The organism is Spirosoma profusum (genome assembly GCF_014699005.1).
GTDB classification, from domain to species: Bacteria; Bacteroidota; Bacteroidia; order Cytophagales; family Spirosomataceae; genus Spirosoma; species Spirosoma profusum.
The window spans coordinates 95,296-108,756 of record NZ_JACWZY010000004.1; the positions used below are offsets into that span (position 1 = coordinate 95,296).

The 13,461-nt window shown below is 47.6% G+C and carries 9 protein-coding genes and 1 other RNA gene; 5 read left to right on the forward strand and 5 right to left on the reverse strand.

Annotation, left to right across the window (positions count from 1 at the left end):
• Window positions 1–28: 28 nt before the first annotated feature.
• The 5 genes from IC229_RS06820 (at window position 29) to IC229_RS06840 (ending at window position 4,723) form a co-directional block, all read left to right on the forward strand.
• Window positions 29–1,078 carry a sensor histidine kinase gene (locus IC229_RS06820; RefSeq protein ID WP_190886200.1) on the forward strand — a complete coding sequence of 350 codons (1,050 nt, stop codon included), beginning with the start codon at window positions 29–31 and terminating at the stop codon, window positions 1,076–1,078.
• The gene (locus IC229_RS06825) at window positions 1,075–2,124 is read left to right on the forward strand and encodes a sensor histidine kinase (protein ID WP_190886201.1); all 1,050 of its coding nucleotides are present in this window, start codon (window positions 1,075–1,077) and stop codon (window positions 2,122–2,124) included. The genes IC229_RS06820 and IC229_RS06825 overlap by 4 nt, the downstream gene beginning before the upstream one ends.
• A gap of 78 nt (window positions 2,125–2,202) precedes the next feature.
• A complete protein-coding gene (locus IC229_RS06830) occupies window positions 2,203–3,387 on the forward strand; it encodes an ATP-binding protein (protein ID WP_190886202.1) in 1,185 nt (394 codons plus the stop codon).
• Window positions 3,388–3,444: 57 nt separating this feature from the next.
• Window positions 3,445–3,789: a hypothetical protein gene (locus IC229_RS06835; protein WP_190886203.1), complete on the forward strand. Its 345-nt coding sequence runs from the start codon at window positions 3,445–3,447 to the stop codon at window positions 3,787–3,789.
• A 196-nt stretch (window positions 3,790–3,985) separates the two neighbouring features.
• Window positions 3,986–4,723, forward strand: coding sequence for a VOC family protein (locus IC229_RS06840; protein WP_190886204.1), 738 nt, complete (start codon window positions 3,986–3,988; stop codon window positions 4,721–4,723).
• A 55-nt stretch (window positions 4,724–4,778) separates the two neighbouring features.
• Here the strand turns inward: IC229_RS06840 and rnpB are convergent.
• The 5 genes from rnpB to IC229_RS06865 form a co-directional block, all read right to left on the reverse strand.
• Window positions 4,779–5,258: RNase P RNA component class A (gene rnpB, locus IC229_RS06845), an RNA gene on the reverse strand.
• 138 nt (window positions 5,259–5,396) lie between these two features.
• On the reverse strand, window positions 5,397–7,046 hold the full coding sequence (locus tag IC229_RS06850) for a RagB/SusD family nutrient uptake outer membrane protein (RefSeq protein WP_190886205.1): 1,650 nt from the start codon (window positions 7,044–7,046) through the stop codon (window positions 5,397–5,399).
• Between the two features lie 21 nt (window positions 7,047–7,067).
• Window positions 7,068–10,259, reverse strand: coding sequence for a SusC/RagA family TonB-linked outer membrane protein (locus IC229_RS06855; RefSeq protein ID WP_190886206.1), 3,192 nt, complete (start codon window positions 10,257–10,259; stop codon window positions 7,068–7,070).
• Window positions 10,260–10,887: 628 nt separating this feature from the next.
• Window positions 10,888–12,384, reverse strand: coding sequence for a DUF4403 family protein (locus tag IC229_RS06860; protein ID WP_190886207.1), 1,497 nt, complete (start codon window positions 12,382–12,384; stop codon window positions 10,888–10,890).
• Window positions 12,356–13,384 (reverse strand): Smr/MutS family protein, encoded by a 1,029-nt coding sequence (locus IC229_RS06865; RefSeq protein ID WP_190886208.1) that lies wholly within the window; start codon window positions 13,382–13,384, stop codon window positions 12,356–12,358. The genes IC229_RS06860 and IC229_RS06865 overlap by 29 nt, the downstream gene beginning before the upstream one ends.
• Between the last annotated feature and the right edge of the window lie 77 nt (window positions 13,385–13,461).

Consider the following 13,461-nt stretch of genomic DNA (forward strand, 5'->3'; position numbering starts at 1 on the left):
ATAACCGCCCGAACAAGACCGTTGCGCTGTGAGAACCTTCAACGACAAGACGATACGTATCATCGGCCCGTTCATCCTGTTTCTGGTAGGTACCCTGTTCTTTCGAATGAACTGGTACCTGGAGCTTTCGTCGAACAGTATCGTACGTTCCGATATTATCGCGCTGGCGGCTGGCTATACGTGCTGGAACGTAGCACGATGGATTACGATACGTTTGCAGAAACGATATCCCGGTCTGGCCAATACCCGATACCGCCTTATCTGGATGGGGGCTTTGCTGCCGGTACTAGTCAATTTCGCCTGGACGATTCGGCAGGTGGGGCATATGGTACTGAACAACACGCCCCAGCTTTCGCACACCCTGTCCAACTATACCTACGCCATTGGCATCCAGATTTTTTACCACTGCGTTTATTTTGTGATTTATGAAGGTAGTTACGTGCTACGTGCCTGGCAATACACATACGAGCAAAATGAGCACCTGAAAAAGAACAAACTGAAGCACCAGCTCGATACGTTGAAGGCACAAATTAACCCGCATTTTCTGTTCAACAGCCTCAACTCACTGTCGATGCTTATCCACGATAACCCGAAACAGGCCGAAGCGTTTGTCGATGAAATCAGTAGTGTGTATCGGTATTTGCTACGTGCCAATGATCAGGCGCTCACTACGTTATCGCAGGAATTACAGTTTATCAAATCGTATTTTCAGTTACTCAAAACCCGCTACGGGGCCAGCATTGATCTTCTGGTCGACGTAGCAGATCGTTTTTTAGAGTGCCGAATTCCACCCCTTACGCTGCAACTGTTAGTCGAAAATGCAGTAAAACACAACGTAATGCTGCCCGACCGTCCGTTAGTAGTTGAGATTTCGATACGAGGTCAATCGCTGGTGGTGCAGAACAATTTACAGCGAAAAAACACGCCTGTTTTATCGAATCAGGTAGGTTTATCGAATATTTCGACAAAATACCGATTGCTGGGGCAGCCCGACATCAGTATTCGGGAAGATAACGGCCGATTCACGGTTGTTCTTCCACTTCTTAGTGCCCAACCCGAAACCAACGTACTCTCATGAAGCCCATGAACGACGCCCGCCTTCGCGTGTTAGGGCCCATTGGGCTCTACGTGTTTGTGAGCGTATTTTTCCGGCTCGAACTCTATCAGGAACTTCCGATACGTGCCTTGCTAGTGAATTTTCTGGTGGCCCTACCTTCCGGAATTCTATGCTGGAATGTATCGCGTTGGGTGGTAATACGTTTGCAGAAGCAGTATCCGGGACTGGCCAATTCGCGGGTGCGGCTGTTGTGGTTATCGGCCCTGCTACCGGTGTTGGTCGGGTTTGCCTGGTTGATTCGTCACGTTGTCCGTTACCTCATCGAAGGTACGTTCGTTCCCTACACCACCGCCGTCGAACTGAGCCGCAATCTCGGCATCCAGATTTTTTACCACTTTATTTACTTCGTGGTGTATGAAGGCTGGTACATTATGCGGCAGTGGCAGCAGGAAACCATCGAAACGAGCACATTGGAAAAAATTTCGCTGCAAAGTCAGCTTACATCCCTTCAGCATCAGGTCAATCCGCACTTTCTGTTCAACAGTCTCAATTCACTTTCGTCGCTGATTGGGGAGAATCCGGTGCGTGCCGATGCTTTTCTGGACGAACTGACGGCGGTTTTTCGGTACCTGCTCCAGGCCAGCGAGCACCGGTTGGTTCCGCTACGTAATGAAGTTGATTTTATTAAGTCGTACTTTCACCTGCTCCAGACCCGATATCAGGCCGGACTGAAACTTGAATTAGGCATCGATGCATCGATGGAGTCATTGTTATTACCGCCACTTGCCTTACAGGTGCTGGTCGAAAATGCGGTACGTTACAACATCATTCTCGCCGACCAGCCGTTGCACATACGTATCTATACAACTCCCGATCAGCGGTTGTACGTAGCGAATACATTGCAGCGTAAAAACCTCCGTGTAGAAGCAGACGGCGCAGGGTTGACGAATCTGGCCGCCCGCTACAAACTCCTGAACGAAGGCGACGTACTCATCGAAGAAACCGGCGACTGGTTTATCATCAGCCTTCCTCTGTTGAGCGAAGGAAAACTGGCCGAAGTGGTTTAAAAGCAGTCTACCACGAAATCTAATTCTTAATTTTACTCAATATTTCCATTAATTTCACTCAATATATTGAGTAAAATTATGTTCGAACGAAGTGAGTTAAGTGTACTTAAGGCAAGGATTAATGAGCCTCGCCGGTTTGTGCAAGCGCTTATTGGTCCCCGTCAGATTGGCAAAACAACCCTGGTGCGTCAATTAATACCGCAATTATCTTTTCCGGCTAAGTACGTCTCTGCCGATGCTGTTGGTGCAGCAAACTCCGCCTGGATTGCTCAGCAGTGGGAAGCCACCCGTTTTCAACTCCGTACAAGTGGTGCCAGTGAAGGGCTACTTATCATTGATGAAATACAAAAAATTGATAACTGGGCTGAGCAGGTTAAGGCACAGTGGGACCAGGATAGTTTCGATCAAATTCATCTTAAAGTCATCTTATTAGGGTCTGCACGACTATTAATTCAGCGAGGTCTAAGTGAGTCACTAGCTGGCCGCTTTGAATTGATGCCGCTAACCCATTGGAACTTGGTTGAAATGCAGGAAGCCTTCGGTATTTCGGCTGATGAGTTCGTCTGGTTCGGTGGCTATCCGGGAGCCGCTCCTTTAATTCATGAACCGGATCGATGGCGCGATTACATACTGAACAGTCTGGTAGAAACGACCGTCTCGAAAGACATCCTGATGATGACGCGAGTGGATAAACCCGCTCTGTTGCGACAGTTGTTCGAGTTAGGTTGTAGCTACTCAGGGCAAATTCTGTCGTACACTAAATTGCTGGGCCAGCTTCAGGATGCGGGCAATACGACGACCTTATCTCATTACATTCAACTATTGGATTCGGCCGGGCTGTTGAGCAGTTTGGAGAAATATGCCGTAGATAAAGCACGACAACGTGGGTCGATTCCTAAATGGCAGGTGCAGAGCAGCGCGTTATTTAGTATTTTCTCACCTTATAATTTTGAACAGGTGCGAGCAAATCCAGTCGAGTGGGGCCGTTGGGTAGAAACAGCCGTTGGAGTTCATCTAAGCCGGGCGGCACAGACAGGCAAACTAAACTTATTTTATTGGCGGGAAGGAAATGATGAAATTGATTTTGTTCTTCAGCGCGGGAATCATGTGGTAGGACTAGAAGTAAAAAGTGGTAGACGGCAAAGCGCCCCTGGCATGACTGTCTTTAAGCATAAAATGCATCCAACTAAAGTCATGCTGGTTGGACAAAGCGGTATTCCCTGGGTTGACTTCCTACAAGCCGATCCACTTACTCTATTTTAACCTTTGGCACACATTAGCTAATCGCATTGAATTCTTTCAACCAGACATTATACCAAAATGGTAAAACGAACACTCCTACTATTGTCGCTCGTAGTGATATACACCGGTTGTGGCGATACGAGTTGTGAAGATGAGGCAGATAGCTACCGCTACCGGAAATGTTCCATTAAAGTGACAAAGAAACAGTTTAACGGGCGCTGGTTCATGATCGAAGGAACGAACGTAACGAACGGGCATCAAAATAAATTCGCGGGATTGGGCAGATGGTATCCTTTGTTTAGCCAATACATTGAGATTGGCGATACGGTTGTAAAGCACAAAGACGAGCTCGTGTTTTACGTTCACAAAAAAGATACGCTTTTAACTTTCCCGTATAAATGCGGAGGGCAGATTATCGAGTAAGCAACGTAGTATTTCCAAAAATACACTACGCACCAATCGCCCATTTACTACGTATTAAGGCGCATAAGCGCACTTCATCCCCCGCTTTTGACAGTTCATCGGATTTACCTTGATAGACGTAGCATTTTCCACGAATTTTGACTTCGTAAACAACATAATCATACGTATCGGCCGGCCGGTAAACTCTCCTCTACTAATGAAAATTCTTGACATTGAACTTCACACAACCGACCTCGACGCCACGCGCCTTTTCTACGTTCGTCGCCTGGGCTTACCCATGCTGTCACAGTCTACGAACCATCTGACTGTGTTGATTGGCTGGACACGCCTGACGTTCCGGTTGGTGCATCATCCAGTGGCGCCTTACCACCTGGCAATCAACGTACCACGCGAATCGCTGGAAGTGGTGATGTATTATTTCGACCTCGCGTACTTGTCGACCCAGGCTCCCGGCAAAACCATCGCTGACTTTACCGACTGGCGGGCCAAAGCCTGTTACTTTTACGATAGTACCGGCAACCTGCTCGAATTTATCGCCCGCACGGATCTCAGTCTGGACGACCCCAATCTGACTTTCACCGATTTGTTTCAGGGCGTGAGCGAAGTGGGAATGGCCTCAGAAGACGTAGCGTACACGGCAGAACAAATTCACCGTCGGTTTGGGGTAATGCAGTTCACCAAATCGCAACCGCAAGCCGATTTCAATGCGATTGGCGACGATAACGGATTATTTATTCTGTCGAAAGTTGGGCGAAAATGGCTCTTTTCCGATACGTCCGCCGGTCTGAACCACTGCCGGATTCAGTTCATCAGCAAGCCAGGTGGGGCGGTTCAGGAATTGTATTCGTACGAAGTCAATCGGTTGCCAATAGGCAGAACAACGGCTGGATTCACGTCCACTACGTCCAGCCCTGTCGGAACCGTTACGTATTAACGTAGCAAGCTATATAAGATTTTTAACCACCCAGCTTCATTGTTCAAAATTCCCTAGTCAACTCAGGCCTATAAGCCGGGTTCTGTCCTCCCACTACTACAGTGGAATGGCTTATCATTTATCTGGGATGCCGGTCACCCGACACCTCGTTCGACCTACCCGCGTTGGGTCCGCTCTTGCAAGCTTCTGGCAGCGAGCAGCCACGCTCCAACGCTTATTTGGTCTTTCAGCCCCTAAGGGTTACCGTGCCCCGTTGGTCGCCCAACGAGCGGTAGGCTCTTACCCCACCGGTTCGCCCTTACCAAGTTTAAAGGCGAAAGAGTGAAAGAGTGAAAGAGTGAGTTGGCTACGGTAGCCTTTCGCTCTTTCTCTCTCTCGCCCTTTCACTCGTTAAATTTTGGCGGTATATTTTCTGTTGCCCTGTCTGTCGAACGGCCGTTCCCAGCCGCCCGCCTTCCCGTTAGGAAGTAGGATGCTCTGCGCTGCCCGGACTTTCCTCATCCGATTACTCGGACGCGATAAGCCAGCCTGAGTTGTTTAGGGACGACAAAGGTACGTTTGTTCAAGCGGTTTCTCACGTTTTATCAGAATTTACAGCAACAAAAAACTCCCGGTTCAGCTGCAATGCCAATACCGGGAGTTTTGGATTCACTCAGGTAATCAATTCAGGTTGTTATTGTTTCGGATTTTTGGTTGGGGCGCTACCTGCCGCTGGCGCGTTATAAGCAATCTCGTTATCAGGCACGTCCCAATAATCCAGATAGCCGTAAGTGATGGTTGCGTTTCGGCTGACAGCCCCCGTCCGACTTAAGGCAACGGCGCCCGTCCGACCCGTTTCCAGCAAGCCCCAACGACGTGCATCGTAGAACGGCAATCCTCGGAACAATAAGCCAATACGTCGTTCGCGACGGAGTTCTTCTTTTGCGGCATCAAGCGTCAGGCTTATTCCGGCAACGGCTGCCAGACCAGCGCCCTGTGCTTTACGTACTTCGTCGATCAGAGCCAGACCGTCTTCGATTTTCCCGGTGTAAATGGATGCTTCGGCTTTCATCAACTGGTTTTCTTCGTAGGAACTGGCCAGGAATAATTCGTAACCTCCCGCATTCGTGTTTGAGAACGTAATGACCGACGCGCTACCTTCCGAACCAGCCGCGCCCCGGTTAACCAGATCAAACCGAGTAAAGAACGCATTCCCCCGCGACGTTTCGCCGATATAGGCCGACGTACGCTGTTTGAAATTATTGGTAAAACGCAGGTCTCCTGCTTTGAAATCCTGAATCAGCCGTTCCGAAATTTTGTAGGTGTTATTGGCACCCGTCGTTTTAGCCGAAACAGTTCCGGTAGTTGGCGAAAGGAAGTCGCCAGTAGCGTTCGAGCGACCTGTAAATACAAAATCCGCTGCCTGAATACCCGCATTGGTAAGCGTTAGAATCTCAGCCCATTGTGCTGCTGTCATAGCACTAACACGCGTGTTTACCAAGATATTACGAGCTTTCATGGTGTTGATGTTTCGTATCCACATGGCAGGCGTTATAACACCACCTTTACCAACCCGGTTGAAGCTCGGAATCAACCCCTGCATACTCGCCGTATAGTCGGCGTTGGCAGTCAGGCCAACCAGAATTTTAGAAGCTGCGTCGAAGTTTTTATTGGCTTCTGCAATCATCGCTTCTTTCGCTATGTAAGTCCCATTAGTGCCATTCAGGACTTCTCCGTTGGCTTTGTCATTGATAATGCCAGCGTAATACATAGACCCAATGTGCGAATACGCATATCCTTTCCACCAGTAAGCCCAGGCTTTCAGCACGCCTTTTTTCGTCTCTGCATCACCCGTGAACGTAACACCGTCGACGTTGGTCAGAATCGTATTGGACGCGTTGTTAATGTTATACATATACGCCCACTCGTAATACGTTGAGTTCTGAAAACCAGTCGAGTTTACGTTGGCCGTAATCCGGATAAAATCTATCTGTTTGTTCGGCGCATTTGGGTTGAGCAGCACCGTACCGTCGTCGAGCGTAACCTGATTGGGGCAACCAATCTGATTGATAAAGACGTTGGCAATGTCCGTTCCGATTACGTCGCCCATCAATTCGTGGTTAGCGATAGTACCCGACCAGAAATAGCCCGGAACGCCATCGTAGTATTTTACATCTCTAAAACCGGTAAGGTAAACGCCCTGACCAAAAGAGATCAATCCGCTCTCCGTTTTCAGAGCCGGAGAAGAAGGCTGGTTTGGGTTCTGAACCTCAAGCTGTTCTTTACAGGAGGCCATCAACCCGGAGAAAACCAGCGTTAACGCATATATTTTTAAGGTATTCATGTTATCTGTTTTGAAGTTCGATTAAAAACCAATGTTTAAAGCAGCCTGATACGATTTGAAGTTCGGCATCGTGCTGTGGTCAGTTCCGCGATCCCAGGCCGAGTTCGACGTTCCCGAACTGATTTCCGGATCAAAGCCCGTATACTTGGTTAAGGTCCAGATGTTACGTCCCGACAGGATAAGCTGAAGCCGCTTTACGCCCGGAATTCTGAACATGCGACCGAAATCAAGGCCAACCGAGATGTTACGTAGGCGCAGGAACGACGCATCTTCGTAGAAATAATCTTTCGTACCATTGGCCGTACGTTGCGCGTAAACACCCCGGTAGAAAGCCGTCCAGGCACCCGTTTGTCCGTCAATCGTGAATGGATTGGCGTAATCGCTGTGAATACCATCGCGGTACATCCATTCTTTCGTCTGGTTATAAAGGTGATTACCGTTTACCCAGTCGAGCTGTACGTTGAACGTCAGGAAGTTTCTGTAGGTAAAGTCGTTGATGAACGACATGTTGAACTTCGGATTTGGATCGCCAAAGCTGAATTTGTCCGCCGTAAAATAGGGCTGTTTGGTTGCCTTGTTTACTACGTATCCATTGCTGGCAACGGTGTATAACTCCTGTTCAGCCTGCGTAATAAATAAGTTTCCGTTCGGGTCTCTGGCATCCACCGCACCAATGGTTTTGTAACCGTAGAGCTGCCCGATTTTCTCACCAGCTTTCAGTACGTAGTTGGTGCTACCCGCATTCGACGTAACAACAATCGGCGCATCGCCCCGAACCGCAATGATTTTTGACGATTGCTTGCCGAAATTGACGGTTGTATTCCACTTGAAGTTCGATCCACTATATACCGTTGAATTCAACGACATCTGAAGCCCGTTCGATCCCAGCGTAAAGGCGTTGTCTGTCAATTTACCCAAACCAACCGAAGGCGCTACGTCGACCTGATATATGGCGTCTTTCGTTTTCCGATCCCAGTACGTAGCAGACAGTGCAACCGCGTTCAACCAGCTAGATCCTTTCAACAGGCTGAATACCATGTCGGTACCTACTTCAAGCTCTTCCGATACTTCCACACCCAGTGCCGGATTGCTTTGCTGGTTAGCGTAGTAAAAAGCGGTGGTTGTACCAACGGTTGTTGGGGTAATGGTAACGTAGCGGTCAAACGGCTGTGGCTGAATACCAGCCTGACCATAGGCGGCCCGCAATTTCAGCTCAGGCAAAAACCCGTTTACGGTACCGTTCTGCCAGAATCCGAGCGATGACAGACGCACATACGCGTCTCCGCGTGGGAACGTAAAGGGCTTAGCGCCCTGGCCAAATGCCGACGAATAATCGCTGCGAAAACCGCCCGATACGCCCAACCATTCACCGTACTCAAGCCGCTGGTTGACCAGATATCCATACGTAATGAATGGCTCGGCGTAATCGCGATAAACCCGCCACGATGATGCGTTCGTCGAATTGTATGGAGAGAAAGCAGCCGGCAACCCAAGTGCTACGTTGGTGTATTCGGTGTTTTTGCTGTTCCGATAATCAAAGGCAACCTGCGTAACCGCCTTGATGGGCAGGTTTGACGCAAAATCATCTTTAAAATCAAAAACTGCCGTAGCGGTTGCCAGGAAATTCTGGAACAATTTGGTGTTCAGATACTTAGTCAGATCACCATTGGCGTTCGTGTTATAATTCGAAATATAGCTCGTCGAACCCTGCGTCAGCCAGTACTTGATATTGGCATTATTCGACTGATTAAAGAACTCCAGATCACGGTTCTGAAACTGGTAGTTCAGACCATATTTCGCGTCCAGTTCGACGAACTTTGGAAATTTGTAGTTCAGGTTCAGGTTCTGAATAATGTCGACTTTGTTATCATTATTCCGCGTATAAGCCTGCCGATAGGATGTGTTCGATGCGTTGATACCAATCGTCTGGTTCATATTCAGCGGGATAGAACCGTCGGTCGTGGTCAACGAGAAATCGGCCAGTGGGTACGCGTTCAGCATGTTGTACAGAATCGTCCGGTCAACCGATTTCAGCGTGTTTTTGGTATAGGCCAACTGCGTAATGGAACGTAGCGTAAGCCCTTTCGCCAATTGCATACCGATGTTTGCCGACAGGTTGCTCCGATCCCAGTAACCATTGTTGAGAATGTTACTTTCCTGATGGCTGTTCGATACCGAAATACCAAAATCCGCTTTCTGACTTCCGCCCGAAATCGAGATACTGTTATTGAACGTATTAGCCGGTTTGAAAAAATAATTGAAGTGATCGTGGTATTGCAGGTTCGCGTTATACGGTTTGCTGTTGGTAGCAGTCGGATCGGTCGAGTTGTACTGCACGTTTTCCGTGTAAATACCATTTACGGCATCATACGTAATGGGTTTGCCTGACGAACCGATGATGTTATTGCTGGCGTCCGTAGCAAATGCGTGATACATCGCCTTACTTACGCCCCCGTTATTTAAATAGGTGTTTTGCGCGATGCTGGACGAAACATCGATGCTCAACTGGCCGTTTTTGCCTTTTTTGGTAAATAGCTGAATAACCCCGTTTGCACCCTGCGCACCATAAATTGTAGCAGCGGCAGCACCCTGCACAACTTCAACACGTTCGATAGAATTCAAGTCAATAGTTTGCAGGCTGGTAGCGCCCATCTGTATCCCATCGATCAGAATCATCGGCGACGTACCCCGGTTGATGGTGTTGATCCCACGTAGCAGAATGTTTACGTCGGCGCCAGGCGTGCCGCTGCGGCTGGTAATCTGCGCACCTGGAATTTTTCCAATAAGTGCCTGATCTACAGAAGCGGAAGGCGTTTGAGGCAATTCTTTCGAGGAAACCGATTCAACTGAGATGGCCAGTTTTCGTTTATCAGTAGCCACCCCGACCCCGGTCACGACGATTTCCGAAAGTTGTTTGATATCGGATACCAGTTGAACATTTATGGTTGAGTTGTTCCCCAATTCAACCTCTTTCGTTTGCATCCCAATAAAGGAATAAATCAACGTGCCTTTCCCCGGAACTGACAGCAAATAGTTACCCTCGCTATCCGTGACCGACCCCACCGTAGTGCCTTTCAATACGACCGATACGCCCGGCAAAGAACTGCCATCATCGACAAGCGTCACCTTGCCCGAAATTTTCCGCTCCTGCGCCCAGCTATAGGCGCAAATTGAGCATACACATAGTAAGCTCAATAGTAATTTTTGCCTCATAAGTAATTAAGCTTATTTAAGTTAAGAAAGAAGTATTTCTACAAAAGTATATTTGGCAAAATGCACATCAAAGCGAATTATTAAAAAAATTATATAATAGTTGGTATTATACAAGAACTGTATGCTTAAAATATAATTTCGTGTTTCCTTTAATTTACATTTATATTATAACGTTATTCCATAAACCATAAAATTATATATCATATTAACCTCAATTGCTAATAATATAATTTATTATTTGTCCCCATATTAAAATAATTAATATTATTTATATCCTATTTAATTTGATCGATAATGGCAATTTTACAGAACAAATTTTTAGGTATTTATAGCTATAAATTAAGCCAAAAACATGCGAAACCAAATAATAAATTTCATTTTATCCATACTTATATAGTTAATATCGGCTATATCCATCTTAATAATATTTCATTTCCATTTTTTTCATATTCACGAAATAATATAATTTAAAAATTGCATTAATGTATGTGAAAATAATGCGGCATATACGGGCTGAATTCTAGACTTGTTCTTAATCGCAAAAGACGTTGAGCCACCATAAACAAGCTCCAATTCTGCTTATGGTGGCTCAACGTCTTTTGCGGTTATCTATAGATTATAGATGTTGCTACAATCCCTCTACTCTCACATCAATTCGTCCACGAGCATTCACGACGGCCAGCAGAGCAGTAGGTGTCAGGTACACCTGGTCGGGTTTGATTTCGTCGATTTGACCGTTGATAGTCACGCCCTTGGCTAACTGGTTATTTTTAAGTTGCTGCTGTAACATCTTCTGCATATCGGCAATCTGAGAGCCAACCGGAATGGTTAGCTGCTTTTCCAGCGTTCGGGCAAACGTACCTTTTAGCAGCCAGTTCGCCGATTGAGCCAGTACGTTCCGGGTGTCCAGATCATATTCCAGATCTTTCAGCGAAATAGTCTGATTACGAGGGTCATAATATGGGCGTCCACGCAGGTAGATGTCGCCGTTAATTGTTCCTTTCAACCCTGCTTTCACGATCAAATTTTCGTTCTGGCCGTACAAATCCATGTTTGTGATGGTTATTTGATAGCGATTTTCGGCAAACGAAAACGACTTTCCGACAAACTCATCGGCGGCAATCCGGGCCACTTCGGGGTACGTAGCTTCGCTCAGGAGACCAATCTGAAAATCATCCCGAACCGTCGACACCACCGTTAAATCCGGCAACGATACTGCCGGTCTTACGTCAGGTTTGGCACCAGTTGTTGTAAGCGTATATCCTTCGATACCAATGGTTGAACGTATCAGGCGGCCCTCGAAACGTAACGGCGTGATAAGTACTCGTTTGGGGACAATCTGCAAATACGTTCGGTACTTTTCCGACAATAGATACGGCTCCCGCAACGTATTCCAGGCTTTCAGAACCGGCGTTTTCAGGTCTACATTTCGTCGAATTTGCGTATCGAGAGCTTTGGTGATGGTCCCCAAATTTTTGTCAATAGCACGCGAGACCAGACTCGTGACCGGTACGTTCATACCAACAATGTTCACGGTAGGTTTTCGCACCCAGCCGTAGCCATCGGGTTGCGTCTGCGTATGAACTGACCAATCCGGGTCCAGATCAAATTTAGTTTTAAAGCGCAAATCAATCTCGAACTCTGTTTCCTTATACTGCATAAAGCCCAGCACCGAAACGCCAGCTTTAGCCCAGATTTTCAGCGGAACGACAAGGTGAAACAGGCTATCCTGAGCACTCAGCAGAATCGCGCCACGCTTCCAGACTTTCACCATAAACTGGTCGTTATGATTGTCTTCCAGGCTGTTATCTTCATAAATAAGGCCGTTCACCTGCGCATTGATTTGCCGTTCTATATCACTCAGTGCGATGGAGACTGGTATGTGTACCGTCGACAAAAAGCGTTCATTACGAACTTCCATTTCGGTAGTAGAATAGGCTTCTTTAGGCGCTTTCGTGGTTAAGCGCGTGCCGGTTAGTTGACCGCAACTTAAGAGAAAAAAATTGGAACACAGAGCCACATAGACTAAAAGTGGAGTTACCCGAAAAAACGCTGTGAAACTCCACTTTTCTCCGTATTCCTCTGCGAAATAACGCTTACCGAATTGTAACCTTTGTGGCACCATAGCCAAACTTCTGTTTCTGGGCGTCTTCAAAAAATTTAACGTTTGAATGCTGACCTAATCGTTTATGCAATTCCGTCCGCAGGGCACCGCTTCCGACGCCGTGAATGAACGTAATATCGTTCATACCGCTGGCAATGGCGTTTTCGAGAGTGCGTTCGAACGTAGTGAGTTGCAGTTTCAGCAAATCAGCCGGACTTCGATTGCCGACGCCATTGGGTAAAAGTGCCTCAACGTGCAAATCGACCACCGCACTTGGACGATCAACCGAAACCGGCTCCTGATCTGATTTCGAACGTAGCATTTCGGCTTTTAACTCATCGGGACGTAACGTAACGGATTTTGGCTGCACCGGCCGATTACTATTCGGCAACGTAGCATCTGATTCCGACGTATCAGCATCCAGTTGTGTCAGAAAACCCGGCTGATTAAGAACCGGAACAGTTGTTTTACTCTTGAAGAACGTAGCGGTACGTGCCTTGAACCGTTTCACGAGGGGTTGCCGTAACGACGATTTCCCCGCCCGGAACCATAAGCCCTGCACCACAAACGTGGGCCAGCCTTCGAAGGAAGCGTGAAGGTAGTGGTCGTTAAATTTCTGCTGCGATCTGGCTTTCAGTACTCCGCTCTGCAATCCCCGAAACTGTGTTCCGCCCCCCGGAGCCGCTGATTCTTCGCCCACTACGTAAGGAAATTCCCAATCCGTGTTATTGATAAGATGCAACGTATATTCGCGGTCGTTGACGGCCACAAACGCCAGATAAACGCCCTGATTCGCCAGAATGGACGGCGTTGCTGGAGCAACTGTTTTCTGGGCTGCATACGGATTATTTTTCAACAGGCGTTCAGCTTCCAGTGGTGATACCGGCACCAGTTCAGAGCGCATTACCGGCACTCGAAAGCCATCTTCAATCTCAATTTCAATCATGCCATTCGGTAAAAACCGTGACACAACACCCTGCTCTTTTGCCCGGAGCAGCCGGACTTTATCGCCAATATTCATAATAAAAATTAGTCGTCAGTCGGTAGTCATTAGGCCCCGACAGGCTCTGTCTGTTGGAGTCGCAATAGCGACTAACT